Here is a 26939-nt window from a genome sequence, read left to right as displayed (position 1 = left end):
ATACTAGGACAGCAAAAAGGCAGACCATTGGTCTGCCTTTTTGTGTTGTCCGGGGAACCGTTAAATGACTTTCCCTGAGGAAAAGTCCAGAGATGTTTGTATGCCATCCGGTTGACCAATACCCATATAAGATTTATACTAAATCTAAATTTAAAATAAAGGATTGAGACCTATGAATAAGATCAATTTAACTGCGCAGCGTAAAGCGGTACTTGAAGCGATTCAATATGACGACGGTCATCCGACGGCCGCGGAAGTGATGGAGAGACTTAGGTTACAGGGCCAGCAATTCGCCTACGCCACGGTATATAACTCGCTTAAGTATTTGACAGATGTCGGACTGCTTCGCGAGCTCAAGCTGGGGGAAACGGCGAGCCGTTATGATGCTAGAATGGATGATCATCATCATATCGTCTGCAGACAGTGCGGGCGGGTGGATGAAGTGCTGAATCCGACGCCGACCGCATGGATTACGGCGGTGGAGAAGGAGACGAAATACAGCATCAACTATTTCCATGTCGTGTTTGAAGGGGTGTGCGGCACATGCGCGCAGCTCAAGGCGTAAAGCCATCCCCTAATCTTGTGAATACGAACCAAAGCGGATTACGGCAGGAGGATTCATGGAATCCGGGTATTACGGGGAGCGTATGCGACCGCACGCAAAGAGTGATTGTGATTAGTCCGTTCCCGAATCGATTGGGCGAATTGATTGGAAGGCTGACCTCGGAATGTTTCGACGTTCTTGTGTTTCACCGCTATGATCCCCAGATGATGAAGGAGCTTTCCGTGAATTCGGTCGTCTATGATTTGACGGCATCTCAAGAAGTGGAGAGGGACGCGCAGCATGCAATTTCATTATTCTCCCATCCCTATCGGCAGCCCCGCCTTCTTTTTTTGGTGGATGGGGAACCGGAGGCAGGAGAGGCATTGGTATCAGCGGCTGAATTTATAAGCTGGCCTGTAAAAGACATAGCAGAGATCGTACGGCATATAAGCCAAGGAGCTCCGGAATCCGATGTCGGAGCAGGAGCTGCCGTTTCTTTCGGCCAGTTTGCGTATAAAGATTTGACGATCGATTCCAGAAAAATGTCTGCGTATCGGGGCCAGGCACGGCTTGATTTAACGAAGACGGAATATGAGCTGCTGCTGCTTCTCCTTCAATCGGAGGGCGCGGTGCTTTCGCGGGAGGACATTCTCAATCAGGTATGGGGGAGCTTGTATTTTGGCGGTAGCAACGTAGTGGATGTTCATGTGAAAAGCTTGAGGAAAAAACTTGGCGATTCCGCTGGTGTTGCTCGGTATATTTCTACGGTGAGAGGTGTTGGTTACCGTCTGGCAGATGAGTAAGAAGCAGAATTGACTTCATCATTTCTTCATCTAACCTTCATCTGAATATCATGATTTGTCCATCTGAGCATGTTATTATCATATCAAGATTTAAATTAAGTCTAAATTTAAATATAAGGAGTTGCTTGATATGAATAACAAACTGACGACAAATCAAGGTGCACCGGTAGGGGATAATCAGAACTCGAGAACGGCTGGACAACGGGGACCTGCACTGCTGGACGATTATCATTTACTTGAGAAGCTTGCTCACTTTGACCGCGAACGTATTCCGGAGCGTGTTGTTCATGCCCGCGGTGCAGGAGCTCACGGGGTATTCCGGACAGAAGCTAGCATGAAACCGTACACGAAGGCTCACTTTCTGCAGGAGGCAGGAAAGGAGACGCCGGTGCTTGTAAGATTCTCGACAGTTATCCATGGTACCGGGTCACCGGAAACGGCCCGCGATCCCCGTGGATTTTCCGTTAAGTTTTACACAGAGGAAGGCAATTACGATTTGGTAGGCAATCATCTGCCGGTGTTCTTTATCCGCGATGCGATTAAGTTCCCGGACATGGTTCATTCCTTGAAGCCTGCCCCGGACAAGAACATTCAAGATCCGGCGAGGTATTGGGATTTCATGACCTTATCACCTGAATCTACACATATGATGACTTGGGTGTTCTCCGATAACGGGACTCCCGCGAACTATCGGCAAATGGACGGCTTTGGTGTTCACGCCTTCAAGTGGGTGAATGCAGAAGGTAAGGTCGTTTATGTTAAATATCAATGGAAGTCGCTACAGGGTGTCGTGAATTTGTCGGCTGACGAGGCGCGTGAAGTACAGGGCGGCGACTTTAACCACGCTACCCGTGATTTGTTCGATAACATTGAAAAAGGGAATTTTCCGCAGTGGGAGCTTTATGTGCAGATGATGCCGGTCGAGCATGTGGACCGCTTTGCGTTCGATCCGCTGGATCCGACGAAAGTATGGCCGGAGGATATGTATCCTCTGAACAAGGTCGGCACTATGACGTTGAACCAGAATCCGCAAAACTATTTTGCAGAGGTGGAGCAGTCCGCATTCGCGCCGAGCGTTCTGGTGCCCGGTATCGAGCCGTCGGAAGATAAGCTTCTCCAAGGCAGACTGTTCTCCTATCCGGATACTCAGCGCTATCGTCTTGGAGCCAATTACTTGCAGATCCCGGTCAATTGCCCATATGCTCCGGTACGAAATCATCAAAGAGATGGCTTGATGAATGTGAAGCAGGATCCGAGCCCAGTCAACTACGAACCGAATAGCTTCGAGGAAAGCCCTAAGGAAGCTCCGGAGTATGTAGAGAGCCGCTCTCCGCTTCATGGTGAAGCGGGTCGTCAGCGCATAGACAAAACCGATGACTTTACGCAGGCAGGTGAACGCTACCGCAGCTTCTCCGAGCAGGAGCGCGATCATTTGATCAGCAATCTGGTGAATGATTTGAAGCAAACCGATGAAAATATTCAATTGCGTGCCGTGTGCAACTTCTTCCGCGCAGACCGGGAGTACGGCATGAGACTCGCGCAAGGACTCGGTATCGACATCAGCGGATTTATTCCGAAAAACTAAATAAAAAAATAAATAAGAGAAGGGGAGGAATCATTTTATGCAGCTAACCTTACATGAAACGCTGAATAGACAAATCGCCAATTGGTCCGTCTTGTTCGTTAAGCTTCATAATTATCATTGGTATGTTAAGGGGCAGCAATTTTTTACCCTGCATGCCAAATTCGAAGAGCTCTATACGGAAGCAGCAGCACATGTGGATGTGCTTGCCGAACGCCTGTTGGCGCTGGGCGGTCAGCCAGTCGCTACGATGAAGGGCTACTTGGCACAGGCCTCCGTCGGGGATGCAACAGGCCAAGAGACCGCTGAACAGATGGTCAGATCGATCGTTGATGATTTCGAAATCGTCGTAGGGGAATTGAAAACAGGTATGAAGCTGGCTGAATCAGAGAAGGATGAAACGACTGGCGACCTGCTGCTCGGCATTCATGCCAGTCTCGAAAAGCATGTGTGGATGCTAAATTCGTTTCTCGGCAAATAAGCATAGAAGTGTGATTCAGAGGGGTGTCTTCATACCCCTCTTTTTCAGCTTTAGCTAGAGTCTGCTGATGTAGAAAGGGAAATAAGATTCATCGCAGTTGTGCGTTTTCCTGAAGCAGCTCCCGGAATAATATGTCCAGCTGAGTTGTGGGATCTGCCGCTGCCGCTTTACCGAAAGTTTCGGAGGCCGTTTGCATTCGCTCGATTTCCGAGTGGATAAAATGGTGAAGGAGCTGTTTAGCTTCGGGCTCTAAGTCGAGCTCTTCTCCCGCCATTTTCCGCGTCGTGAGGCGTTCTATCTCGCGGGACAGCTCGCCTTTGGGCAGGATCGCCTCCTGTAAAGCACATAATGAAGCGGGGGGCACAGTACCCAATCGTTCGATCCACAGACAAGCCAGAATCGGGCGAAGCACATAAAAATATGATTTAACTTTCACCGCATCTTTCTGCAGCTCAGTCCGGAAGTTGTTCCTGGCCATGTTCAAATAATGCTGCACGCAAGTCCGCGGCGAAAATACAGCTGGCATCAGGCTGCGAATGCGTTCTGCGGCACTGCCGCTTTCCGCATATACGATATCGGACTGCAGCCATTCCAGCATGGACGGATTCGACTTGCGGAACAACCGGAGCGCCTTGCGAATATCCCACCCGCTGATGTCGAGCCGATCATGAACCGGCAGCTCGATCACATCGCCGCCTTCGTCGATGGATAAGTACCAGTCGGACGGATGAATATAGATGAATCTGACGTCATAATCGCTGTCGCGAGAAGGAACTCCCCAAGCGCGGCTGCCTGACTCGCAGGCGTAAAGCACACGAACCTGATGGGTTAGCTCTATATGCCTTAATGCATCAAGGATCTCATCGTGTATGGTAGGCATCGTGGGCCTCCTTTGCTCTGCACGTCTGTTGCTTTATTAGCGTCATTGTAGCATAAGCAGACGATATTTGAGACAGGTGAGGGTGAGGTTCGGCAGTTTTATGGGCTGTGTTGAGCCTGCTTTCTATGGCATACACACTATACACGCATCATCAACTGCCACTTACCTGCACCAACCAATCAATCACATCAACCAAAACACACATCCGCGCTATCCGCATTCCCAAGGCTCTGTTCTTGTCGCTAACTGTTCCACCAATGCTTTAGGTCCTCCCACCATGAGCCGTTCGGTTTGCCTTTGCCTGGCGTTGTGCCTCCGTCTCTGTCGTCCTGTGCCGGCTGCTGCGTGCAGTATTCCTTTGGTTCCGTGCCTTGGACGAATGCTTCCAGCCGCGAATCAGGGCAGCTCTCGTTCGCGAGCTTGCCGGTCGCCGGGTCGATATAGACATTCACGATGCCTTCAGGGATCGGGAACAGCTTCGGGGGCACCGACTCCAACGTCCGCTCCGTGAACTCGGCGAAGATTGGCGCTGCGAGGTGCGATTCCACCGAGCTGATGTTGCGGTCCTTATCGTAGCCGACCCATACGGCAGTGGAAAGCTCCGGCGTGTAGCCGACAAGCCACGCGTCCGCGTTCGTCGTGCCAGTCTTCCCGGCCACGGGGCGCTTCAGCACACGTGACACGCGGCTTCCTGTCCCGCCTTGGTCGAAGACGCTCTCCATCAGCTTTGTCAGCACGTACGTGTAAGCCGGCTCGATGACCGCCTCCTGCTTCGGCGCAGCCTCATAGAGCAAGCGTCCGCGCCGGTCTTCAATGCGGAGGATTGCCGTCGGCTCGACGCGCACGCCTTGGTTGGCCAAGATGCCGAAGGCTGACGCCATCTCGAACGGGCTGACGGGGAATGTGCCGAGCGCCAGCGACGGCACTGGCTTCATCGGACTTGTGATGCCCATCCGGCGTGCCATCTCAATGACACGGTCGGGTCCCGTTTCCAGCGCCGTGTGTACTGCGAAAATATTATCGGACTTGGCAACAGCCGTACGCAAATCGATCCAATCCAAGTACTTGTTACCGAAATTGCTGGGCGTATAAGTTTGCCGTCCTTGATCATAGGTGAACGTGGTCGGCTCGCTGAGGAACCGGGTGACCGGCGAGAATTGCTTTTCCTTCAAAGCCGTTAAATACACGATCGGCTTGAAAGACGATCCCGGCTGCCGTGTATTCGCGAACACGCGGTTATATTGGTTCTCCCCGTAATTGCGCCCGCCGACCATCGCCTTCACATAACCGCTGCGGGGATCTATTGCAACCAGCGCGGTCTGCAGCTCCGGGTAATCCTTCAACTGCTCCGTGACAACATCTTCAGCAATCTTCTGGGCCTTCAGATCAAGGGATGTGTAGATCCGAAGTCCGCTTTCCTCGAACTCCTTCTCCTCCATTCCGAGCAGTTCCGTGGCCGCTCCCCGCACATAGTCGCGGAAGTAGGGGGCCGTTACCGGCTTTTTATCCTCCAGCGGCAGGATGTTCAGCTTCTCCCGCGCGGCTTGATCCGCTTGCCTCTGTGTGACATAGCCGGCTTCAACCATGGTTTGCAGCACTGTTTTTTGACGGTTTAGCGAATTCTGCAAATCATAGTAAGGGGAATAGTATCGCGGACCTTTCGGCACGCCTGCCAGCAGCGCGCTTTCCGCCAGAGTCAGCTGCGATGCGTCCTTGCCGAAAAACAACAAGGAAGCCGCTTGAATGCCGTATGTAGAGTGACCGTAGTAGATTTGATTCAAGTACTGCTCCAGAATTTGCTCCTTGCTCATCTGGAGCTCCAACTGCACGGCGTAGTAGGTTTCCTTGATTTTGCGCGACCAAGTTCTCTCGTGGGTTAAAAAAAGGTTCCGCGCCAGCTGCTGGGTAATGGTGCCCGCTCCCTGCACCTTGGACATATGCTGAAGGTTTACCCAGGCGGCCCGGGCAATGCCTTTGGGATCGAACCCGTAATGGTCGTAAAAGTTCCTGTCTTCAATGGCGAGCGTCGCTTCAATGACCTTCGGGGATATCTCCTTCAAAGAGATCATTTGGCGATTTTTGCTCCCGCCGTGCGCTTCGATCATGGTACCGTTCACATCGTATATTTCGGAAGCCATCGCCATTTTGGATACGGGAAGCGACTGCGAACGCATGAATAGCAGCGCAACCAACAACCCGGCCGCACCGAGAATCAGACAAGTGAAAGAAAACGAAGCCCATGCCTTCATTCGCTTCATTAAGCGCTCTAAGGGTTCGTCTTGTGCAGCAGGCCTATTATTCCGCTCCTCGTTCATGTCATCCGCTCCTTCCCTAAATAAGATCTATTATCCATTATGGAAAAACATAGAAAGACCTATTCATCGGAATGTAACAGAAACGATACAATTTTTTAAAAAACAACCCGTTTCCCTGCGTTCGTATTTGCATTTTCGGGTAGATACACTATAATACAATTTGACATGCAAGAGACCGGCTGAAACATACCAAAATAACAGTTATCCGCCCGTCCTGCGGTTTCTCCATTGGGATGGAAGCCGATGAAAATGCGCTTATGCGAAAGGTGGAATTACATATGGAATTGTGGTACACAGAGAAACAAACCGATAACTTCGGCATTACAGCAAAAATCAGCAAGACACACGTCACGGAGAAAACCGATTTTCAAGACCTCGCTATGATCGAAACGGTTGAGTGGGGCACCATGCTTGTGTTAGACGGAATGGTTATGACTACCGTGAAGGACGAGTTCGTGTATCATGAGATGGTGGCGCATCCTGCGCTCTATACGCATCCGAATCCGAAGCATGTTCTGGTCGTTGGCGGAGGCGATGGCGGCGTGATCCGCGAGGTGCTGAAGCATCCGGAAGTGGAGAAAGCGGTCCTTGTTGAAATCGATGGCAAAGTCATCGAGTATTCCAAGAAGTATTTGCCTTCCATCGCCGGTGAACTGGACAACCCGCGCGTAGAAGTGGTTGTGAACGACGGCTACATGCATATCCATGACCATAAAAACACTTATGATGTAATCATGGTGGACTCCACTGAGCCAGTCGGCCCGGCCGTTTCACTATTTACACAGGGATTCTATAAAGGAATCTACGACGCGCTCAAGGAAGACGGTATCTTTGTGGCCCAAACGGACAACCCTTGGTTCAAAGCGGACCTGATCCAAAGCGTCAACCGCGACGTAAAAGAGATTTTCCCGATTGTGCGCGTATACTGCGCCAATATCCCGACATACCCAAGCGGCCTCTGGACGTTCACGATGGGCAGCAAAAAGTACGATCCGCTCTCCGTCGACGAAACGAAGATTCCGGAGATCGACACGAAATACTACACGCCGCGCCTGCATAAGGCTGCCTTCGCGCTGCCGAAGTTTGTGGAAGATTTGACGAAGTAATCGCCAAAACCAAGGAGATCAAAACCTATGAAACTCGATCAAAAATATTCCGGCAACGTCTATATCCTTAGCTCGGATGACTATGCGGCGTCCCGTGCGGTTATTTACGGCATGCCGATGGATTATACAGTAAGCTTCCGTCCGGGCTCCCGGTTCGGCCCTGCACGCATCCGCGAGGTGTCGATCGGCCTTGAGGAGTACAGCCCATATTTGGACAAGAGCCTTGAAGAGATTACCTATTTCGACGCCGGCGACCTGCTGCTGCCCTTCGGTAACGCGGGCCGCAGCCTAGAGATCATCGGCGAGTATGTGCGCGGTCTGCTGGCTGACGGCAAATTCCCGTTCGGGCTTGGCGGCGAGCATCTCGTATCTTGGCCTGTGATCCAGGAAGTGTATGCCAAGTACCCGGACCTCGCGTTGATCCACATTGATGCTCACGCCGATCTGCGCGAGCATTACGAAGGCGAGCCGTTGTCCCACTCAACGCCGGTACGCAAAGCGGCTGCGCTGATGGGGGGCAAGAACATTTATCAGTTCGGTATCCGTTCCGGCTCCCGCGAGGAGTTCCAGTTCGGACGGGAGAACATCAACTTCTATCCGTTCGAGGTGCTTGAGCCGCTCAAGAAAGTGCTGCCAGAGCTTGCCGGCCGCCCTGTCTACTTGACGATCGACATTGATGTGCTCGATCCGATGTGCGCGCCGGGCACGGGGACCGCGGAAGCGGGCGGTATCACGTCGAAGGAACTGCTCGCAGCGATTCACGCAATGGCTGCATCGGGGCTGAATTTCGTCGGCGCCGACATTGTAGAGGTTGCCCCGGCTTATGATCCGACAGAGCAAACTCAAATCGTCGCCAGTAAGCTGATCCGCGAAATGCTGCTTGGCTTGGTAAAATAATACGAATGAATAAAACCGGCCTTTCCGTCATTACTATTGGCGGAGGGCCGGTTTTCTTGTGTGTGTCGATATGACAACCTGCTTAGGCTTGGCGCAGCGTGAGTACTGTAAGCTCCGGCCGGCACAGGAACCGGATGGGGTGCTGCGAGACGCCGATGCCCCGGTTCACGTACAACTGCAGCTTACCGTCGCCGAGCGTGTATTGACCGATCACGTACTTCTTGCCGAATTTGGGGGTCACGACGTGGCCTAACAACGGAATCCGCACTTGCCCGCCATGGCTGTGGCCTGATAGCTGCAGATCCACCTGATGCTCTAGGGCGACATCGGCAAAGTCGGGACAATGCGCGATCAGCAGGACGAAGTCGTCCGGCTTGGTCAGACGAGTCGCCTTCTTTATATCGGGCTTTCCCATCCACATATCCTCTACGCCTGCAACCCACATGGAGTTTCCGCTGCGCTCAACCGCCGCCAAGTCGTTACGAAGCATGCGAAACCCGCCTTTGGTTAACAGCTCCGTAACTTTAGACGGTCCATTATAATAATCGTGGTTCCCGAGTACAGAAAATTTACCGAACTTCGCCTTCATAGCCGTTAAAGCCTCTACGCAGCGTCCCCCATCCCGACCAATGGCGTAATCGACTAAATCCCCTGTGAAGCAGATGATTTCTGGCTGAAGCCCGTTGATCGTTTCCGCAAGCTGGAATAGCTCCCCCGCGTCATAATGGAAGCCCAGGTGGACATCGCTGAATTGGACGATTCGGATGCCATCCATCCCTTGAGGCAATCTAGGCAAGGACAGATTGACTTCGTTAATCTCAAGCCATTTGCGTTCCGCATATCGCGCATATCCATAGGCCGTGGGGGGAATAGCCATGATGCCTGCTGCTGTTAAAGCGGCCTTTTTGAGAAACGATCTCCGGGATATTTTTCTTTTTGGCTTACTTGTGTTCGGTTCCATAAATAAATGACCCTCCAGGACTTCTGGTGCAATGATGCGAATGCAGATACATAAAGTATCATCGTATCCTATTAGACGTAAAAAAGCAGAGATTGGTTTCACGAATGAATGGAAACGACAGTCATCCGTCTGGTGGCCTGCTCATATCATGTTATTTAAGAGTCTGCATGATGAGGAGGGTTACATGTGAGCATAGGTAAGAATGCGAAGCTGCCCCATCTGTTCTACGGCGGGGACTATAATCCGGAGCAATGGCCGGAGGAAGTGTGGGCCAGGGACATGGAGCTGATGAAAGAAGCGGGTGTCAATATGGTCAGTATCGGCATCTTCAGTTGGGCGCTGCTTCAGCCTGAGCCGGATAGGTACGATTTCGCTTGGATGGATCGATTGATGGACCTTCTTGCGGAAAACGGAATCAAAGCAGACTTAGCTACTGCCACGGCTTCTCCTCCAGCTTGGCTTGCCAAGCTCCACCCCGAATCGCTGCCCGTCGATGAGAATGGAGCGCGTTATGTCCAAGGCTCCCGGCAGCATTATTGTCCGAACAGCAAGGCGTTCCGCCTGTATGGTCAGAAGCTGGTACGGCTGCTCGCTGAACGCTACAAGGATCACCCGGCGCTAGCCATGTGGCATATCAACAACGAATACGGATGCCATATTTCGCGATGTTATTGCGGCGAGTGCGCTAAGGAGTTCCGGCAGTGGCTGCAAAAGCGCTACGGCGCCCTGGAGGAGCTTAACAGCCGCTGGGGGACGAATTTTTGGAGCCAGAAGGTTTACGACTGGGAAGAAATCGGCCTTCCGGGCAAAACGCCTACCTACTCAAACCCTGGGGGGCAGCTCGATTATGCCCGTTTTATGTCGGACAGTCTGCTTGACGCTTATTTGGGAGAATACCGGATTTTGCGTGAAATCACCCCGGAGCTTCCGATCATGACCAATTTTTTGGGAGCCTTCAAGCCCTTGGATGAATTCGAATGGGCGAAGCACATGGATGTTGTGACGTGGGACAGCTACCCGGAGCCTATGGGCGGGATTCCCGTCTTTGCGGCTATGCAGCATGATTTGATGCGGAGCCTGAAGAGCGGAGAACCGTTTATCCTGATGGAGCAGGCGACGAGTCAGGTGAACTGGCGGACGCGTAATCCGCTCAAGCGTCCGGGCGTGATGCGTTTGTGGAGCTACCAGGCGGTGGCTCGCGGCGGAGATGGCGTCATGTTCTTCCAATGGCGTCAGTCCCGTGCAGGCGCCGAGAAGTTTCATGGCGCGATGGTAACCCACACTGGAGACGCTAACAGCCGTATTTACCGCGAGGTGAAGCAGCTGGGTCTGGAGCTGCAGCGTCTGGATACGCTAGTTAATTCACGGGTGGAGGCACCTGTGGCGATCGTGTTCGACTGGCACAACTGGTGGGCGCTGGAGCTCGACTCGAAGCCAAGCCGTGACGTGAAGTATATCGAGCAGATTCAGCATTATTACAAGCCTCTCTTCGAGGCTAACGTGGGTATAGATTTCGTGCAGCCCGGAGCCGATTTGAGCGGTTACAAGCTGGTCGTCGCTCCGGCGCTCTACATGGTGAAGATGGGAGAAGCCGCTAACCTGGAGAGTTATGTCCGCGGCGGGGGAACGCTGATCCTGACTTTCTTCAGCGGCATCGTGGACGAGAACGACCGGGTTCACCTTGGCGGGTATCCAGCGCCGTTTCGCTCGCTGCTGGGGCTTACGGTTGAGGAGTTTGATCCGATGCTGCCAGGCCAAACCAATGGCATTTCCGTGTCCTCCCTAAGGGGTGCCGATGGTGAGTATCCTTGCAGCTTGTGGGCGGATCTCATTCGTCTGGAAGGTGCGGAAGCGATCGCCGCCTTTACATCGGACTTCTTCTCGGGGGCTCCGGCGGTTACGGTCCATCACTTCGGGCAAGGACGCGCTTATTACGTAGGCACTCAACCGGATCCTGCATTCACCGCGCATCTGCTCGCAGAGACGCTTCGCGGTCTTGGCATTGAACCGCCGCTAAGCGTACCGGCAGGGGTCGAGGTCACCGTCCGTTACAAGGATGGCGAACGCTATATGTTCCTACTCAATCATCGGCAGGAACATACCGTAATCTCCCTGCCGGAGCATGTACACTATTCGGAGCTGATTACCGGCTGTTCTGTACATGGAACTATAGCGCTTGGGCCTAATGATGTGGCGATCCTGGCATTATCATAAGCAGCAAAATACAGCCACATGACGCATGGAAGCTGGATTCCAAAGTCATGTGGCTGTATTTTGCCGTCATTGTATACATTAGCTGTCGCCGCTGTTTTCCTATACAATTAGGCGTATCAATATTTACGGGAGAGGGTCAGATTAGATGACGGACAAGCAAACGTCGGCAGCCTGGAGACGCCGAGTCAGCATTACATTAGAAAGCACCGCCGCGGGTGAACGAATCGTGCGGAGTATGGAAGGCGACTTGTTCCTGAAGGGGCGGCTGCTGTACATTCGCTACGATGAGCCGCCTGAAGCGGAGATGGGCCGTACCGTTACTACGTTCAAAGTGGAACGGGAGGAACTCCGAATCGTCAGGCATGGCGATGTCCGCTTTGAACAATCGTTTATCGCCGGGAAGCGGCATATAGGGTATCTGCATACCCAACAAGGCCGGATGGAGCTGGAGACAGAAACCGTCAGCCTGGATGTGCAGTATGGTGATCTGCCGAACAGCTTGGATGGCATCATCAGCGTTCCTGAGGGTTCGTTGACCATTGGCTGGAGCTATAAGCTGTCTGTGATGGGTGAGGATGCAGGGGAATACCGTCTTTCACTCCGTGCGGTTCTGCTGGAGGATCAGGTCTAGCCCCGGCTGCCAAGGGCAGACTAGATTATTTGCTTACGGCCAAAACAGCCCGCAGAGCATGGATTTCTCTGGCCCTGCTGATTTTTCTTCCGGATTTAATGATGAAGCGCGAGTTCTTGCTTAAAATTCTCTTTACTCGAAGCGGCTTTAGTCCCGGTCTTCGTGCCAGCATGAGCGCGATGACGCCAGACACGTGTGAGGTGGCCATCGAGGTGCCGCTGAGCTCATGGTATTTGCCGCGCAGCCAGGTGGAATATATTTTCTCCCCGGGGGCATAAATATCGATCTGCCTGCCTGCGTTGCTGAAGGGGGCAATCCGTCCTTTGCGTGTTGTGGCGCCCACCGCAATAACCTGACGAAGCCGAGCAGGGTAATCGACCTCCGCAAGCTTGCCTTCGTTGCCTGAGGAGGCGACGATGATGACCCCGGCCTGGTAAGCGCTGAGCACCGCGGCTTCGAGGGCTTTGCTGTACGTTTTCATTCCGAAGCTCATATTGATAATATCGATGCCGTTCGAGACGCACCAGTCGATTCCGCTGACAATATCCGAGACAAAGGCTCCCCCTTGGTGATCGAACGCTTTAACCGGATGAATCAACGCGCCGGGAGCTACGCCAACCATTCCTTTCTGTCTGGAAAAAGCGGCAATTGTCCCTGCGATATGCGTCCCGTGGCCGTTATCGTCCATAGGAAGCATGTGGCGGTTAAAAATATTGACGCCGCGGGAGAGGCTATGGCGAAGGTCGGGATGCGAAAAGTCGGCTCCGGTGTCGATGATGCCAATACGTACCCGATCGCCCTGTGACTTGGTCCAGGTCTGGGGTGCGCGGATGTGCCGGATCCCCCAAGGAATGACCGTTTTCTCGACAAGTCGGTTGCCTTCAGAGGACGAAAGGGCCCAGGCCATATTCCCGAAGCCGTGTACTTTAGCACGGTTATCCTCTTCAATGGAGTGGATAAAGGGAACAGAGTTGATTTTCCCTGTCGACCGTAAAGTACACGAGATGCCGCGAATCAGCCGGAGCGGCTGAATATGGTGAAGCAGGGGCAGCGATTTGCGTTGCCGGCTGATTTGTCGGGCAAAAGCAGCATAATCGCGCCCGTGAACGAAGCGGATGATATGCCGCTTCTCGGAGTTCTTCGAGTCTTCGAGTGCCTCGTGAAGCCACGCAACGAATGTTGAAGGATTCAACTATCTTCCCCCCCTTGGCTTGCCAGCATTCCTGTTGTATATCGTATGTAGGACGGTATTTTCCCGTATGAGCGCATAACCCTTATGAAAATAAATAAGTTTCAGGCCGTGTCAAAGCACGGGGGTTTACATACGATATTAAGGGGGAGTGTCTATCGTTCTCCCTTCAAGGATCAGGGGGCAAGGGACGGGCCGAAGGGCTCAGCTTAGGCCTTTTGGGGATACAGTCAGAGCGAAGGATTCCGCTTACATGCCGCCCGGCAGCTTCGGGACACGACATATGGCGCAATCCTTCGTTTCATTTTGATAAAAGCCCCTAAAGCAGTTGCATTTTTGCATAAAATAAGGTTTACTAATTGGAGATAGTGGATATTGTAGTGGTAAAAGCTGACGACTGTGAGCGGACACGCTTTATTGTAACAGTGCAGCATACATAAATGTCGGAAGGGATGTGCCCCGAAATGAGTGCTCAGAACCTGCTTAAAATCGGTGCGGAGCAAGCCAAGGAAATGCCTATGGTGGATCTCGCTTTTGAACTGCTGAAGGCGGCGAATACGCCGTTTTACTATCGGGATTTGATGATGGAAATTGCTAAAATTAAAGGTCTGTCCGATGACGAAGTTATGCAAGTCATTGCTCAGCTATATACCGAAATCAACATTGATGGTCGTTTTGCTTGCGTAGGCACCAACCTGTGGGGCCTGAAGCGTTGGTATCCTGTGGAGAAATCAGAGGATGCGGTGGGAAGCGGCAAACGTCCGCGCATCATTAACGACGAAGATGATGATCTCGATGATGAGGACATCTTCGCCGAGGAAGAAGATTCTTTTGTAGAAGAAGAATACGATAATTACGATGCTCCTCGCGATGACTTTGAAGCAGAGGAGGAGGAGGTCGAAGAAGAAACAGAATTCTTCGAGGAAGAAGAAGCTGAGGAAGAGGAGCTGGATGGTGTCGAGATCGATGAGGAAGACTCCGATCTGGATGAAGATCTCGACGATTTGGACGAAGAAGACGAGAGTGCAGACGACGACAAAGACGGCAAATAATGCCGGCGACTCCTTTCTCCTTGACAGCTTGGTCTGATCAGAGTAAACTATTTTCTGGGCTTTAGATGAACGTTATGGACCATGAGGTCCTTCTGGATAAAAGTGCCCCGCCGGAGCGGGGGACTTTTTCTTTTTTTTAGGGAAGCTAAACTTGGGAGGTATTACATAATGACAAAGTATATTTTCGTGACCGGAGGCGTTGTTTCCTCTTTGGGAAAAGGTATTACGGCCGCGTCACTGGGTAGATTGCTCAAGAATCGCGGGCTCAAGGTGACGATTCAAAAGTTCGATCCTTATATCAACGTTGACCCGGGAACCATGAGTCCTTACCAGCATGGCGAAGTATTCGTAACGGACGACGGTGCGGAGACAGACCTCGACCTTGGCCATTATGAGCGTTTCATCGATATCAATTTGTCCAAGAACAGCAACGTCACAACCGGTAAAGTGTATTCCTCCGTCATTGCAAAGGAGCGCCGCGGCGAATACTTGGGCGGTACGGTACAGGTGATTCCTCATATTACTAACGAGATCAAGGAACGGGTATTCCGCGCTGGCCGCGAAGCTCAGTCTGATGTCGTCATTACGGAGATTGGCGGTACGGTAGGCGATATCGAGAGCTTGCCGTTTCTCGAAGCCATCCGGCAGATCAAAAGTGACATCGGCCGGGATAACGTCATGTATATTCATGTGACATTGATTCCCTATTTGAAGGCTGCGGGAGAAGTCAAAACGAAGCCGACTCAACACAGCGTAAAAGAGCTCCGCGGCATCGGCATTCAACCTCATGTCATCGTCTGCCGTACCGAGCATCCGCTGGCAGAAGACATGAAGCGTAAGCTGGCGCTGTTCTGTGATATCGACCCAGGCGCAGTCATCGAAGCGCGCGATGCAGAAACGTTGTATGAGGTTCCAATGATGCTTCGTGAGCAGGGGCTTGACGACATCGTAGTCAACCATTTGAAGCTGTCCACGAACGAGCCGAATATGACCGAATGGGAAAACATGGTCAAACGCGTTAAATCGCCTAAAGAATCGACCGAAATTGCCATCGTCGGTAAATACGTAGCACTTCATGACGCTTATCTGAGTATTGTCGAGGCATTAGGTCATGCGGGCATCGATTGCAACACGGAAGTGAAGATCCGCTGGGTGAATGCGGAAGAAATATTTGACCACAACGTCGGCGATATACTGAAAGGTGTGCAGGGAATTCTAGTGCCGGGCGGTTTTGGAGACCGCGGTATTGAAGGCAAGGTTACGGCGATCCGCTACGCCCGCGAGAACAAAGTGCCATTCTTTGGTATCTGTCTTGGTATGCAGGTTGCCGTTGTCGAGTATGCGCGTTCGGTGCTTAATCTTGAGGGGGCGAACAGCTCGGAAATCCATCCGACAACCCCTTATCCGGTGATTGACCTGCTGCCTGAGCAGAAGGACATTGAAGATTTGGGCGGAACGATGCGTCTTGGATTGTATCCATGTAAGCTCAAAGAGGGCTCGCTCGCGATGCATTGCTACAATGACGAGCTTGTATACGAGCGTCACCGTCACCGCTATGAGTTCAATAATGAATACCGTGATACCATTGAAGCGGCTGGACTGCAGATTTCAGGAACTAGTCCTGATGGCCGGTTGGTGGAAATCGTCGAATGTCCGGACCATCCTTGGTTTTTGGCGGTGCAGTTCCACCCGGAATTCGCTTCTAGACCGAATCGTCCGCAGCCGCTATTTAAACATTTTGTACAAGCTGCATATTCACTCACCCGATAATTTTTATGACTTGCATTCCGTATGGATGGCCAGGCAGCCGCATAACAAGGGAAGTAGGGGGGGGCGGAAGCCCCTCCCCCGCTTATGGGCTAAACGGAACTATTCTGTAATGTCTGCTTGATTTGTAAAACTTTTCAATATTTTTTGGCGGAGACAGCAGGAATTGCGTATCTGGTATAGAATATTTGAAAGGCGTACAAATTTGGACGGAATTTCCTACAATTAGGAAAAACGGAAGTGGAGGGTGCTCACTTGAAGAAGAAACTGCTCATAGTTGACGATCAGAATGGTATCCGTATTTTGCTGATGGAGGTATTCAGCAGCGAGGGGTACGAGACATACCAAGCATCCAATGGGAAACTGGCGCTGGAAATCGTCAGAAACGTGTCGCCTGATCTTGTTCTTTTGGATATGAAGATCCCAGGTATGGACGGTCTTGATATCTTGAAGCACATTAAGAGCATTGACGCCTCGATCAAAGTCATTATGATGACTGCATACGGGGAATTGGACATGATCAAAGAAGCCACTGACCTTGGAGCGATTATGCACTTTACGAAGCCTTTCGATATCGATGAACTTCGTCAAGCCGTTAACCAACATTTGCGCTCCTCGAATAACAGCTCATACGCCGTGGGATCCTGAAAAGGGTCTCTTTTTTTGCAGACAATAGATCAAACCGACCAAAGCGTATACTGCAGCCTCTTTAACCCCTATGACATGTCTGGTCCGGGTGAAGGCATCTGCCATTGATCCCGGGATTCTCGTTTGTACATTTGTATGGTATAATAGGCCAGTATGACCTTAGAACGGTATTCAAGCCGAAGAATTCAATTTATACTAGGAGGAGAGAATTACCATGCCACTTGTTTCCATGAACGAATTTTTTCCTAAAGCCAAAGCAAATAAATTTGCCGTAGGCCAGTTTAACATGAATAACCTGGAATTTGCCCAAGCGATTACAGAGGCAGCTGAAGAATTGAAATCACCTTTCATTTTTGGCGTTTCCGAGGGTGCTCTGAAATATATGGGTATGGAATTTACAGTGGCTTTGGCCGAAGCGGCTGCGAAGAAGTCTGGACTTCCGATCGCACTGCATCTGGACCACGGCAGCAGCTTTGAAGTTGCCATGAAATGTATCCGTGCAGGCTTCAGCTCTGTCATGTTCGATGGCTCGCACTATTCGTTTGAAGAAAATATTCGTTTGACCAAAGAAGTGGTAAAGGCAGCTCATGCGATGGGTGTATCCGTTGAAGGTGAGCTTGGAACCATCGGCGGCGTGGAAGACGATATCAGTGTGGACGAGGCTGATGCATCTTTGGCCAAACCTGAAGAAGCGATTCGTTTCTATGAAGAGACGGGTGTTGATTGCTTGGCTATTGCTGTAGGTACGGCGCACGGCATGTATGCGGGAGAGCCGAATATTCGCTTCGACATCATTGAGAAGGTAGCGAGCGCGATTCCGGTTCCTGTTGTACTGCACGGCGGCTCCGGCGTTCCTGATGAAATGATTCGCAAAGCGATTGCAGCGGGTGTAGGGAAGATCAATGTAAACACTGAGAATCAAGTAGCTTGTACGCAAACGATCCGTGAAGTGTTGAACAAAGACGCGAAAGTGTACGATCCCCGTAAATACCTCACTCCTGCTCGCAAGGCCATGGTTGAAGTGGTCAAATCAAAAATCCAGCTGTTCGGAAGTTCCAACCAAGCCTAAGGCTACAGCGGGAAATGCACTGGGTCTCTCAGTGTGTTTCCCTTCTATTTTTTTGAGACATACACCACAAGTTTGTTTGCATTGGGTTTGATCGCCTTCATGTGGTGAAGTAGGAGGAAGAACAACGAATGGAAAAACTGATGATTGCCGGCGGACGTCCGCTGCGTGGAACAGTTCAGATCAGCGGGGCCAAGAACAGTGCGATTGCGCTTATACCGGCTGCCATTTTATCAGAATCCGCAGTAACGCTGGACAATTTGCCTATATTAAGCGATGTGGCGATTTATACGGAGATTCTTGAGGAACTTGGTGCAACCGTCGAATGGAATGAGGATCAAATGATCATTGATTCGAGTCGGTTGACTTCCAGACCGATGCCGAACGGAAATGTCAAAAAGCTTAGAGCATCATACTATTTAATGGGAGCGCTGCTGGGACGATTCCGCGAAGCGACCATCGGCATGCCTGGCGGCTGTAATTTTGAACCGCGGCCGATTGACCAGCATATCAAAGGTTTTGAAGCATTGGGGGCATCGGTTACGAATGAGAACGGGGCTCTGCATATCAAGGCGAAGGAATTGCACGGAGCCAAGATATACCTGGACGTCGTAAGCGTAGGGGCGACGATAAATATTATGCTGGCGGCCTCACGGGCCAAAGGCGTCACAACAATCGAAAACGCGGCGAAAGAGCCTGAAATTATAGATGTAGCAACACTTTTGAATTCGATGGGAGCCAAAATCAAGGGCGCAGGTACCGAAACCATACGGATCGAAGGCGTGGACGGGCTTCACGGCTGCAGGCATTCCATTATTCCGGATAGGATTCAGGCAGGCAGTTATATGATTGCCGCCGCCGCGACCCGTGGCGACGTGATTGTGGACAACGTCATTCCTAAGCATCTGGAGGCCATTACGGCGAAAATGCAGGAAATGGGCGTCCACATCTATGAAATGGACGAATCGATTCGCGTGGTAGGACAGGCTGATTATGAAAGTGTTGATGTTAAAGCGCTTGTATATCCTGGTTTTGCGACGGACCTTCAATCTCCGATGAGCAGTCTGCTTACGCAGACCAAGGGTGTCAGCATTCTGTCGGACTTTGTGTACAGCAACCGGTTTAAGCATATTCCTGAGCTCGTTCGCATGGGAGCGCGCATTAAAGTCGAAGGCCGCTCAGCGATTATCGAGGGAGGGCCCCTTACCGCTGCGAAGGTGAAAGCGACGGATCTTCGCGCAGGCGCAGCGCTTGTGATCGCAGGGTTGACCGTTCCGGAAGGAATTACGGAAATTACGGGCGTGGAGTATATCGACCGGGGCTATGATCATCTTGTGACCAATCTATCAAATCTGGGAGCCGAAGTCTGGCGAAAGCATGATTGAAGCGGTATAAAACCTTTTTAATTGGGTATTCCTATAATAGATATTATGCGTAGTCTGAAAATTTAATAGTTTGGTGGTTGGATATGTATGGATATGCATCTAGCGCAATTGGAAGCGCTGAAGCTCACGGAATTATACACGCTTGCTAAAAAATACCAAATTGCGTATTACGGGCAGATGAAGAAAAAGGAACTTATTTTTGCGATCTTACGCGCTCAAGCCGAGCAAGGCGGCTTGATGTTTATGCAGGGTGTTCTGGACGTTTTGCAAGAAGGATTCGGATTTTTACGACCGATTAACTACTTACCGAGCAGCGAGGACATCTATATTTCGGCTTCTCAGATTCGCAGATTTGATCTTCGCTCCGGCGATGTGGTCTCAGGGAAGTGTCGGCCGCCCAAAGAAAATGAACGATATTTCGGTTTGCTGCACGTGGAAGCCGTAAACGGAGAGGATCCGGAAACCGCGGCGGAACGGCTGCACTTCCCGGCGCTGACTCCTCTTTATCCGCAGAAGAAACTAATCCTGGAAACATCCCCTTCCAAACTTTCTACCCGATTGATGGATCTGTTATCTCCCGTAGGTTTTGGACAGCGCGGTTTAATCGTTGCCCCGCCGAAAGCCGGGAAAACGCTGCTGCTTAAAGAAATTGCCAACAGTATATCGACGAATCATCCGGATGTAGAGCTATTCGTGCTGCTGATCGATGAACGTCCGGAGGAAGTTACGGATATGCAGCGCTCTGTCAAAGGAGAGGTGATTGCTTCAACCTTCGACGAAGTACCGGAAAACCACATTAAGGTGGCCGAGTTGGTACTCGAGCGTGCTCAACGTTTGGTAGAGCATAAGAAGGATGTTGTCATCTTGCTGGACAGCATTACGCGTCTGGCACGCGCCTACAATCTTGTCGTTCCGCCGACGGGGCGCACGCTGTCCGGGGGGATTGATCCGGGCGCATTCCACCGGCCAAAGCGATTTTTTGGTGCGGCGCGGAACATCGAGGAAGGCGGAAGCTTGACGATTCTTGCCACGGCCCTCATTGAGACGGGCTCGCGTATGGATGAAGTCATTTACGAAGAATTTAAGGGTACAGGTAATTTGGAACTGCATCTGGACCGCAAGTTGGCGGAGCGCCGCATTTTCCCGGCAATCGACATTCGCCGCTCCGGAACGCGTCGTGAAGAAATGCTCTTAACTAAAGAGGAACTCGATAAGGTGTGGGCGATCCGCAAGGGGATGAACGATTCCCACGATTACATCGAAGCATTCTTTAAGAAGTTTGGGGATACGAAGACGAATCAAGAGTTTCTGGATACGCTGGACCCAAGCGGAGGGAGTCCGCAATCCGGCAGCAGTGGCGGTGCTTCTAGGCGCGTTAAGCATTCCGTCTCGTAGGAGGGTGTATTATGAATTTGGTTTATGCCGATCGTGACGGTAACGTTTACGATCATCCGGACTTTATGGGTCTTGGGCGCAGCGGTGAGACAGTAACCGAAGTGCTGGAGGAAGAGCTCATTCCGCTGCCGGAAGGTGCTACCCTCGTCAGTTTGCCTGATACGCGTCCCATCGGCATCCACGCTCAGACAGGTGAAATGCAGATCGTGCCTGGAGAAGTGTCAGCTGTTGGCGCTTTGCTGCCGCAGGGCTTTACCCGGCTGCTGCTGCCTGGTTACGTGAAGGCCGACAAGACGAAGGTGCTTCCTTTATTTGGCTACACGGCTGTCGTTTGGAAGGACGGCGGATTTTACGTAGCGGCCGAAGCATGTGACGATCCCGAGCGCTGGAACCCAAGGAACTGTGATCCAACCGAGCTAGAGCTTCAAGTTCAGCGGCTTCTTGGACAGTACAAAGAAAATCGGCTTTATCAGCACTTATCAAATTGTGCGCTAGAATATGAATGTTTAACGGCCTCGAACACGTTCTTAAATCGTTGGGAAGGAGCCGTCCCGGTATCCTTCTCCTGTAATGCCGGATGTTTTGGCTGTATTTCCGAACAGCCTGAGGACAGCGGCTTCCCGGCCCCTCAGACTCGGATGAACTTCAAGCCTTCCGTAGAGGAAGTCGTGCAAGTGATGCTGGAGCATCTTAAACATCCTGAGAGCATCATCAGCTTTGGGCAAGGCTGTGAAGGTGAACCATCGACGCAGGCCAAGATTATTATCGAAGCGATGCGAGAGGTTCGGCGTCAGACGAGCACGGGATTCATTAATATTAATACGAATGCAGGTCTAACGGATCATATCCGTGGTATTGTCGACGCTGGTCTAGACCTGATGAGGGTCAGCACCATCAGTGCACTAGACGACCATTACAATGCATACTACAAGCCACGTGGCTATACGCTGAAGAATGTGGAGAAATCGTTGCGCTATGCAGCCGATCACGGTGTCGTTACTTCGATAAACTATCTGATTTTCCCAGGAGTTACCGATCGGGAAGAAGAGATAGAAGCGATGATCGAATTTGCGCGCCGCACCGATTTGAAGCTGATCCAGCTGAGGAATTTGAACATCGATCCGGAAAGCTATCTGGAACTCATTCCTAAACCTCGCGGGGAGCGTTACGGGATGAAACAGATGCTGGACATTTTCCGCGAAGAGCTTCCGGAGGTCGTGCTCGGTTCCTATACGCATGTGCCACAAGAGCTGACGGACAAACGTAAGAAACACTTGCAACGTGGGTAGCCGCATGGTATAATCCGTTCATATGTGTTATAAGATAACTCTGATTCACATGGTGTTTCAGGGCAAAAGAGGTGAAAGACGAAATGAAAACAGCAATTCATCCGACATATCATCAAACGACTGCTACTTGCGCATGCGGTAACACGTTTGAAACGGGATCCATCAAGCAAAACCTCCGTGTAGAGATTTGCTCCGCTTGCCACCCATTCTTTACTGGTAAGCAGAAATTCTTGGATGCTGGCGGTCGCGTAGATAAATTCAAGAAGAAATACGGTATTTAATTTTTGTCAGATTCTATACAGCATGAACTGCACCTCCTGTGGCTATTCTAAGATTACGTATCTTAGTGCTGCAGGAGGTGTTTTTTATGAAGAAAAGATGTTCAGCTCTTATCGCCTTATTGCTGCTGGTATCTGTTATGACAGCTTGTGGGGCCGGGAATACCCGGCAAGAAGCGAAGCAGCATCGAAAAGACGGTCTGCTGGGGATTACGGAAGTGAACCCTAATATGCCGTTAAGCAATACGTACCGGACGTACTCTGCAGATATTCGCGTGCTGGAGGCTGCGATTAAAGAACGGTTTCCCATGGTTACGAAAACATCGATCACATTGAATGGTCCTGTAGCTCATGTTAGGCTCAATGTGCCTGTGGGTACGGGGGCGGAGGAGATTGCGCGAATCAAGCGCGAGGCGCCGTCCGTTTTGGCCGCAGCTTTGCCAAGATATAATATGGATATCGACGTTTCTGCCAAATAACTCCACAGAGTTGCTATTTACTAAGGGATCGTCTATACTTATCTATGCCGTGCTAGACGGGGAGGTAGCGGTGCCCTGTAACCTGCAATCCGCTGTAGCGGGGTCGAACGCCTATTCGCGGTATTGCGATGTAAGGGTTGGGTTTTAAAGTTGGTGTTGAGAGTCGGGTCCTTCGCAATGGATGCCTGTGAATCCGGTCAGGTCCGGAAGGAAGCAGCCGTAAGCGGGATGTTTCATGTGCCGAAGGGTGGCCTAACTTGAGCTGATGATAAAAATTCCACTTGGATCGTAATATCAAGGTAGGTGCACGGTTTTATTTTTTATTATTTATACAATGAACGCGAACGCCGATTTGAAGACCGAATAAGGTCTACAATTCGGCGTTTTTTTATAACATCAGAAAGTATAAGTTTGATCCGGAGAATCAGCTTTCGGATGTTTCAAGAAAATATACTGCTTACGAAGCGGGTTTGCAGCGCAATCCTGTAGCTCTGGCTCCTTGGAATGCCTTCGTTAAAGTTTTTCTTTTTAGGGAAGGAAAATGAAAAAAATAGGAGAATTGTATACTAAAGTTAACTAGGCTGGTAAGACGTACAACCATATTGGTCTTGTGCGGCAGGCTATTATCAGAGATACAAGGGGGGAGGGAATTCGTTGCGGCACGAATTGAATTTGCTTCAGCAATTTGCAGGCGCTTTCTTAAGGGATGTCAACTTGGGAGTTATGCTGATCAATACGAACTTTGAGCTGATTGATATTAGTGACATGGCCTGCCGTGTACTCGGTTTAAATAGAGAACAGGTTCTCCACTTGCCGATGGAACGGGTGTTTGCCGATTTGCCTGCGGAACATCAACTGGTACAAAGAAGCATTTTGGACGGCATGGTAGTGCGTAACCACGCTCTGTCATGGACGAACAATCAGGAAAGATACGAGCTGCTTGTTGATTCGAATGTGCTAAAAGACGATGAACGCCGGGTGGTAGGGGCTTACATCCTTTTTAAGGATGTTACCAATCTGCGTTCCCTTGAGGAGCAGGTACAGCGAAGCGACCGTTTGGCTATGATCGGTCAGATTGCAGCAGGTACGGCACATGAAATTCGCAATCCGCTTACCTCCATTAAAGGCTTTCTTCAGGTCATTCGTAAAACACTTCAGGACCAAGGACTCAAGAAGGAAAGCGGTTATACGGAGGTCATGCTGCAAGAAATCAACAGGATCAATGAGCTGGTCAATGAGTTTTTGCTGCTTAGCAAGCCGAGGAACGTTACATACGATAAGGTCGATGTATCCCAGGTACTGCGGGACATCCTGCCGATTATCAATAATGAAGCCATTTTGCACCGCGTCGTCGTACAGTACGAGGCCATGTACGGTCTTCCTCATGTCGTAGCTGACCGCGAGATGCTCAAACAGGTGTTTCTTAACATAAGCAAGAATGGAATCGAAGCTATGGGAGACGGGGGATTTTTGACGATAACTGAAAAGGTGGATCTTGAGGAGCGTAAGGTCAATATTGTGATTCATGACACGGGTCCAGGAATTCCAATGTATGTTGTGGATAAAATATTCGATCCTTTTTTTACAACGAAAGTGGAGGGGACGGGGCTAGGGTTGTCCGTCTGTCAGCGAATCATTCACGATATTGGAGGGCATATTCGGGTTTCATCCAAAGGATTCGGGACCACGTTTATTTTGAGTATCCCTTTTCCCTAAGGACTGAAAACTTCAAACCTGCTCATATGTGTAGTATAATGGATTGAATAAACGAACATTTGGAGTGGGCAAGATGGCACATATCGCCTTATACCGAACATGGAGACCTCAATCCTTTCAGGATATGGTGGGTCAGAAGCATATTGTCCAAACCTTGCAAAATTCGCTTCGCGAAGAGCGATTCAGCCACGCTTATTTGTTCAGTGGTCCACGGGGGACGGGCAAGACGAGCGCAGCCAAAATATTGGCCAAAGCCGTCAACTGCCAGAACGGCCCGAGTGTGGAGCCTTGCAACCATTGTGAAGCCTGCCTGCGCATTACCGAAGGAGCGGTAATGGATGTCGTGGAAATTGACGCGGCCTCCAACCGCGGGGTCGAGGAGATTCGTGATATTCGCGACAAGGTGAAATATGCACCTACCGAAGTGCGTCAGAAGGTGTACATCATTGACGAGGTGCATATGCTGACTACAGAGGCTTTCAATGCGCTGCTCAAGACTTTGGAAGAACCGCCTGGCCATGTGATGTTTATTCTAGCAACGACAGAACCGCATCGTATACCTGCGACGATTATTTCTCGCTGTCAGCGGTTTGATTTTCGTCGTGTAACGCTTGATGAGCAAGTGGAGCGGCTTCGCGAGGTTTGCGCCAGCGAACACATCGAGATTGATGAGGATGCGCTCGCATTCATTGCAAGGCTTTCTGACGGGGGCATGCGCGATGCGCTTAGTTTGTTGGACCAGATTATTGCGTTTTCCGGACAGCGGGTGAGTTACGATGATGTACTGTCCATAACGGGCGGGATGGCATCGGATCAATTCGAAAAGCTTGTTTCTGCTATTCAGGATAAAGACTTTGGGGCAGCACTTCGATTGATCAATGATTTTATGCAGGAAGGCAAAAGTGCGGACAAGTGTATGGAAAACCTCATTTACTACTTCCGCGATTTGCTGATGGTCAAGATGGTGCCTGGGTCACAAGCTGTCACTGAACGAATACTTGATGTGAAGCGGTTCTCCGAGGTGGCTGAGCGTTTTACAAGCGACAACCTGATTGCCATGATCGATACGCTCAACTATTACCAGACGGAAATGAAGTACTCCGTACAGCCTCAGACGCTGCTCGAAGTGTCCGTCATGAAGCTGTGCACACAAGTCGGTGGTACTTCCTCAAACCAGGGTGCCGCTGTGGGCACTCCGGCAGTTGTTGTTCCTGAAAGGCAAGACGGGTTGGTAGGCCAGCTGGTGAACCGTATACAGCGGCTGGAAGAGCAGCTTTCCCAGTTGATGAAACAGGGTATATCCCCTGCCGGAGGCGGTTCTTCGACAGGTGGCAGGGCGGGACAAGGCGGAGGGGGCCGTCAAACCTCTGCTCCGTCTGTTGCGAAGAAGTCGGTTGAAAAGTTGGATGCTTATCTGCAGGGACGAGAAGATGAGGCCTTTCGCGGCGCTGTTCAGCAGTGGAGTCAAGTGCTCGGACGGGTCAAGGAAATGAAAATTACCGTGCACGCTTGGTTAGTGGACGGCGAACCGGTTTCCATCTACGAGGGTCAACTGTTAGTAGCCTTCAAGAGCGCCATGCATCGGGAAACGACAGAGAAGCCGGCGAACAAACAATTGATCGAGCAGGCTATGAATGAGGTGCTCGGACAGCCGTACCGGCTTGTCACGGTCATGATGAAGGATTGGAATGCCGCTTCCGAGCTGGCAGGAGGATCCGATGTTCCTAAGGAGGAGCTGCAGCTCGTACCGGAGGATGAACAAACCGGCGGAGGCAAGGAAGCGTGGATCGAAGAAGCCATTCAATTGTTTGGTGAAGATTTGGTGAAAATAAAAGAAGACTAATTTTTTAACCAGAAGGAGCGTGTTTCGTTATGAACAATATGAACCAAATGATGAAGCAAGTGAAAAAGATGCAGGAGCAAATGCTAAAGGCTCAGGAAGACCTTGCTAACAAAACGTTTGAAGGCACAGCGGGTGGCGGCGTGGTGAGCGTAACCGTTAACGGACAGAAAAAGGTTACGTCCGTTGTGATCAAGCCGGAAGCGGTGGACCCTGACGATGTCGAAATGCTGCAGGATCTGGTGCTTACCGCTATCAATGACGCGATGACCAAAGCGGAAGAAACAGCCGGCAAAGAAATGTCGAAATTGACCGGCGGTCTCAACATTCCAGGATTATTCTAAACGGAGACCGGATAAGAAGCCGCGCGCGGCTTATAAGGCCTCCAAGTTCAATGTGTGAGGAGCTAATCGCTTGTTTT

General features: G+C 51.0%; 25 protein-coding genes and 1 other RNA gene (1 of these 26 only partly in view). 22 read left to right on the top strand and 4 right to left on the bottom strand.

Annotated elements, in window-relative coordinates; all coding sequences use genetic code 11:
• Positions 1 to 172 precede the first annotated feature (172 nt).
• The 4 genes from JOE45_RS15265 to JOE45_RS15250 all read left to right on the top strand — a co-directional run bounded on the left by JOE45_RS15265 (position 173) and on the right by JOE45_RS15250 (position 3410).
• Positions 173 to 565 carry a Fur family transcriptional regulator gene (locus tag JOE45_RS15265; protein WP_210019433.1) on the top strand — a complete coding sequence of 131 codons (393 nt, stop codon included), beginning with the start codon at positions 173 to 175 and terminating at the stop codon, positions 563 to 565.
• A complete protein-coding gene (locus JOE45_RS15260; RefSeq protein ID WP_210019434.1) occupies positions 544 to 1347 on the top strand; it encodes a winged helix-turn-helix domain-containing protein in 804 nt (267 codons plus the stop codon). The genes JOE45_RS15265 and JOE45_RS15260 overlap by 22 nt, the downstream gene beginning before the upstream one ends.
• Positions 1348 to 1477: 130 nt before the next feature.
• The gene (locus JOE45_RS15255; protein ID WP_210019435.1) at positions 1478 to 2932 is read left to right on the top strand and encodes a catalase; all 1455 of its coding nucleotides are present in this window, start codon (positions 1478 to 1480) and stop codon (positions 2930 to 2932) included.
• A 37-nt stretch (positions 2933 to 2969) separates the two neighbouring features.
• On the top strand, positions 2970 to 3410 hold the full coding sequence (locus tag JOE45_RS15250) for a Dps family protein (protein ID WP_210019436.1): 441 nt from the start codon (positions 2970 to 2972) through the stop codon (positions 3408 to 3410).
• Between the two features lie 88 nt (positions 3411 to 3498).
• On the opposite strand, the gene JOE45_RS15245 is transcribed toward JOE45_RS15250, so the two are convergent.
• Together JOE45_RS15245 and JOE45_RS15240 are read right to left on the bottom strand one after the other, a co-directional pair.
• Complete coding sequence (locus tag JOE45_RS15245; protein WP_461479679.1) at positions 3499 to 4281, bottom strand: nucleotidyltransferase domain-containing protein; 783 nt, start codon at positions 4279 to 4281, stop codon at positions 3499 to 3501.
• Positions 4282 to 4532: 251 nt separating this feature from the next.
• The gene (locus tag JOE45_RS15240; protein ID WP_210019438.1) at positions 4533 to 6605 is read right to left on the bottom strand and encodes a transglycosylase domain-containing protein; all 2073 of its coding nucleotides are present in this window, start codon (positions 6603 to 6605) and stop codon (positions 4533 to 4535) included.
• Between the two features lie 278 nt (positions 6606 to 6883).
• On the opposite strand from JOE45_RS15240, the gene speE reads away from it, so the two are divergent.
• On the top strand, positions 6884 to 7711 hold the full coding sequence (gene speE / locus JOE45_RS15235) for a polyamine aminopropyltransferase (RefSeq protein ID WP_210019439.1): 828 nt from the start codon (positions 6884 to 6886) through the stop codon (positions 7709 to 7711).
• A gap of 27 nt (positions 7712 to 7738) precedes the next feature.
• On the top strand, positions 7739 to 8608 hold the full coding sequence (speB, locus tag JOE45_RS15230; RefSeq protein ID WP_210019440.1) for an agmatinase: 870 nt from the start codon (positions 7739 to 7741) through the stop codon (positions 8606 to 8608).
• Positions 8609 to 8690: 82 nt separating this feature from the next.
• On the opposite strand, the gene JOE45_RS15225 is transcribed toward speB, so the two are convergent.
• Entirely contained in the window at positions 8691 to 9569 is an 879-nt protein-coding gene (locus JOE45_RS15225; protein WP_210019441.1) for a metallophosphoesterase, read from the bottom strand.
• 186 nt (positions 9570 to 9755) lie between these two features.
• Here JOE45_RS15225 and JOE45_RS15220 point away from each other — a divergent pair, with 186 nt between their 5' ends.
• Entirely contained in the window at positions 9756 to 11783 is a 2028-nt protein-coding gene (locus JOE45_RS15220) for a beta-galactosidase (protein WP_348632541.1), read from the top strand.
• Positions 11784 to 11928: 145 nt separating this feature from the next.
• On the top strand, positions 11929 to 12414 hold the full coding sequence (locus JOE45_RS15215; protein WP_210019442.1) for a YwiB family protein: 486 nt from the start codon (positions 11929 to 11931) through the stop codon (positions 12412 to 12414).
• A gap of 25 nt (positions 12415 to 12439) precedes the next feature.
• Here JOE45_RS15215 and JOE45_RS15210 read toward each other — a convergent pair whose 3' ends face one another.
• Complete coding sequence (locus tag JOE45_RS15210; protein ID WP_210019443.1) at positions 12440 to 13606, bottom strand: S8 family peptidase; 1167 nt, start codon at positions 13604 to 13606, stop codon at positions 12440 to 12442.
• Between the two features lie 461 nt (positions 13607 to 14067).
• Here JOE45_RS15210 and rpoE point away from each other — a divergent pair, with 461 nt between their 5' ends.
• The 14 genes from rpoE to recR all read left to right on the top strand — a co-directional run.
• Entirely contained in the window at positions 14068 to 14655 is a 588-nt protein-coding gene (rpoE, locus tag JOE45_RS15205; RefSeq protein ID WP_210019444.1) for a DNA-directed RNA polymerase subunit delta, read from the top strand.
• Between the two features lie 168 nt (positions 14656 to 14823).
• Complete coding sequence (locus JOE45_RS15200; RefSeq protein WP_210019445.1) at positions 14824 to 16425, top strand: CTP synthase; 1602 nt, start codon at positions 14824 to 14826, stop codon at positions 16423 to 16425.
• Between the two features lie 252 nt (positions 16426 to 16677).
• Positions 16678 to 17070 carry a response regulator gene (locus JOE45_RS15195; protein ID WP_054817043.1) on the top strand — a complete coding sequence of 131 codons (393 nt, stop codon included), beginning with the start codon at positions 16678 to 16680 and terminating at the stop codon, positions 17068 to 17070.
• 214 nt (positions 17071 to 17284) lie between these two features.
• On the top strand, positions 17285 to 18139 hold the full coding sequence (fba, locus tag JOE45_RS15190; RefSeq protein WP_210019446.1) for a class II fructose-1,6-bisphosphate aldolase: 855 nt from the start codon (positions 17285 to 17287) through the stop codon (positions 18137 to 18139).
• Positions 18140 to 18267: 128 nt separating this feature from the next.
• Positions 18268 to 19521, top strand: coding sequence for a UDP-N-acetylglucosamine 1-carboxyvinyltransferase (locus tag JOE45_RS15185; protein WP_210019447.1), 1254 nt, complete (start codon positions 18268 to 18270; stop codon positions 19519 to 19521).
• 87 nt (positions 19522 to 19608) lie between these two features.
• Positions 19609 to 20916 carry a transcription termination factor Rho gene (gene rho / locus JOE45_RS15180; RefSeq protein WP_210019448.1) on the top strand — a complete coding sequence of 436 codons (1308 nt, stop codon included), beginning with the start codon at positions 19609 to 19611 and terminating at the stop codon, positions 20914 to 20916.
• A gap of 11 nt (positions 20917 to 20927) precedes the next feature.
• Positions 20928 to 22205 carry a radical SAM family protein gene (locus JOE45_RS15175; RefSeq protein ID WP_210019449.1) on the top strand — a complete coding sequence of 426 codons (1278 nt, stop codon included), beginning with the start codon at positions 20928 to 20930 and terminating at the stop codon, positions 22203 to 22205.
• Between the two features lie 83 nt (positions 22206 to 22288).
• Positions 22289 to 22486 carry a 50S ribosomal protein L31 gene (gene rpmE / locus JOE45_RS15170; protein WP_210019450.1) on the top strand — a complete coding sequence of 66 codons (198 nt, stop codon included), beginning with the start codon at positions 22289 to 22291 and terminating at the stop codon, positions 22484 to 22486.
• Positions 22487 to 22572: 86 nt separating this feature from the next.
• Positions 22573 to 22962, top strand: a complete 390-nt coding sequence (locus JOE45_RS15165; RefSeq protein WP_210019451.1) for a hypothetical protein — start codon at positions 22573 to 22575, stop codon at positions 22960 to 22962.
• Positions 22963 to 23009: 47 nt separating this feature from the next.
• Positions 23010 to 23273: signal recognition particle sRNA large type (gene ffs, locus JOE45_RS15160), an RNA gene on the top strand.
• A gap of 343 nt (positions 23274 to 23616) precedes the next feature.
• On the top strand, positions 23617 to 24678 hold the full coding sequence (locus JOE45_RS15155) for an ATP-binding protein (protein ID WP_210019452.1): 1062 nt from the start codon (positions 23617 to 23619) through the stop codon (positions 24676 to 24678).
• A gap of 73 nt (positions 24679 to 24751) precedes the next feature.
• Complete coding sequence (dnaX, locus tag JOE45_RS15150) at positions 24752 to 26521, top strand: DNA polymerase III subunit gamma/tau (protein ID WP_210019453.1); 1770 nt, start codon at positions 24752 to 24754, stop codon at positions 26519 to 26521.
• A 29-nt stretch (positions 26522 to 26550) separates the two neighbouring features.
• On the top strand, positions 26551 to 26862 hold the full coding sequence (locus tag JOE45_RS15145) for a YbaB/EbfC family nucleoid-associated protein (protein WP_210019454.1): 312 nt from the start codon (positions 26551 to 26553) through the stop codon (positions 26860 to 26862).
• Between the two features lie 70 nt (positions 26863 to 26932).
• Positions 26933 to 26939, top strand: partial view of a recombination mediator RecR gene (gene recR, locus JOE45_RS15140; protein ID WP_210019455.1) — the start only. 590 nt of this gene lie beyond the right edge of the window; 7 of the gene's 597 nt are visible here — the first part of the coding sequence; it begins with the start codon at positions 26933 to 26935; its stop codon lies beyond the right edge, outside the window.

This window comes from Paenibacillus sp. PvR098, assembly GCF_017833255.1.
In the GTDB taxonomy this organism is placed as follows: Bacteria; Bacillota; Bacilli; order Paenibacillales; family NBRC-103111; genus Paenibacillus_G.
This window is presented reverse-complemented; position numbering and strand designations above follow the sequence as displayed.

Coding starts and splice junctions, on each gene's coding strand:
- JOE45_RS15265 (WP_210019433.1), top strand. CDS start 173: ATGAATAAGATCAATTTAACTGCGCAGCGTAAAGCGGTACTTGAAGCG.
- JOE45_RS15260 (WP_210019434.1), top strand. CDS start 544: ATGCGCGCAGCTCAAGGCGTAAAGCCATCCCCTAATCTTGTGAATACG.
- JOE45_RS15255 (WP_210019435.1), top strand. CDS start 1,478: ATGAATAACAAACTGACGACAAATCAAGGTGCACCGGTAGGGGATAAT.
- JOE45_RS15250 (WP_210019436.1), top strand. CDS start 2,970: ATGCAGCTAACCTTACATGAAACGCTGAATAGACAAATCGCCAATTGG.
- JOE45_RS15240 (WP_210019438.1), bottom strand. CDS start 6,605: ATGAACGAGGAGCGGAATAATAGGCCTGCTGCACAAGACGAACCCTTA.
- speE (WP_210019439.1), top strand. CDS start 6,884: ATGGAATTGTGGTACACAGAGAAACAAACCGATAACTTCGGCATTACA.
- speB (WP_210019440.1), top strand. CDS start 7,739: ATGAAACTCGATCAAAAATATTCCGGCAACGTCTATATCCTTAGCTCG.
- JOE45_RS15225 (WP_210019441.1), bottom strand. CDS start 9,569: ATGGAACCGAACACAAGTAAGCCAAAAAGAAAAATATCCCGGAGATCG.
- JOE45_RS15215 (WP_210019442.1), top strand. CDS start 11,929: ATGACGGACAAGCAAACGTCGGCAGCCTGGAGACGCCGAGTCAGCATT.
- rpoE (WP_210019444.1), top strand. CDS start 14,068: ATGAGTGCTCAGAACCTGCTTAAAATCGGTGCGGAGCAAGCCAAGGAA.
- JOE45_RS15200 (WP_210019445.1), top strand. CDS start 14,824: ATGACAAAGTATATTTTCGTGACCGGAGGCGTTGTTTCCTCTTTGGGA.
- fba (WP_210019446.1), top strand. CDS start 17,285: ATGCCACTTGTTTCCATGAACGAATTTTTTCCTAAAGCCAAAGCAAAT.
- JOE45_RS15185 (WP_210019447.1), top strand. CDS start 18,268: ATGGAAAAACTGATGATTGCCGGCGGACGTCCGCTGCGTGGAACAGTT.
- rho (WP_210019448.1), top strand. CDS start 19,609: ATGGATATGCATCTAGCGCAATTGGAAGCGCTGAAGCTCACGGAATTA.
- JOE45_RS15175 (WP_210019449.1), top strand. CDS start 20,928: ATGAATTTGGTTTATGCCGATCGTGACGGTAACGTTTACGATCATCCG.
- rpmE (WP_210019450.1), top strand. CDS start 22,289: ATGAAAACAGCAATTCATCCGACATATCATCAAACGACTGCTACTTGC.
- JOE45_RS15165 (WP_210019451.1), top strand. CDS start 22,573: ATGAAGAAAAGATGTTCAGCTCTTATCGCCTTATTGCTGCTGGTATCT.
- dnaX (WP_210019453.1), top strand. CDS start 24,752: ATGGCACATATCGCCTTATACCGAACATGGAGACCTCAATCCTTTCAG.
- JOE45_RS15145 (WP_210019454.1), top strand. CDS start 26,551: ATGAACAATATGAACCAAATGATGAAGCAAGTGAAAAAGATGCAGGAG.